Origin of the sequence: Pantoea sp. SIMBA_079, assembly GCF_046940275.1 — a bacterium.
In the GTDB taxonomy this organism is placed as follows: domain Bacteria; phylum Pseudomonadota; class Gammaproteobacteria; order Enterobacterales; family Enterobacteriaceae; genus Pantoea; species Pantoea borealis.
In genome coordinates, this window is the sequence record NZ_JAWRYR010000874.1 from 1 (window position 1) to 239 (window position 239).

Genomic DNA, 239 nt, shown 5'->3' on the forward strand with positions numbered 1-239 from the left:
CGACCAGGTGGGGCGCTACCTGATGGTGCAGGGAGCGCCGCAGACCGCCGGCCGTTTCCCGGACGAGATCCGGATGTGGAAGGCGCCGCCTCCCGAGGTCAGCACCGAGCAGTTCTACGAAACGGACCCCACGAAGCCGTACAAGCGCGGGTACTCCATTCAGACGGTCTCACCGCTGCCCATCACCTGGGCTGAGCACGTGATGGCGCAGGGCCACTGGGGCGCCGATCTGCGGCGGT

General features: G+C 68.2%; 1 protein-coding gene. It reads left to right on the plus strand.

What is annotated here, in order from left to right; translation table 11 throughout:
• Positions 1–239 (plus strand): hypothetical protein (locus SB719_RS22435; RefSeq protein ID WP_412160074.1); only part of this gene is annotated, 239 nt, incomplete at both ends.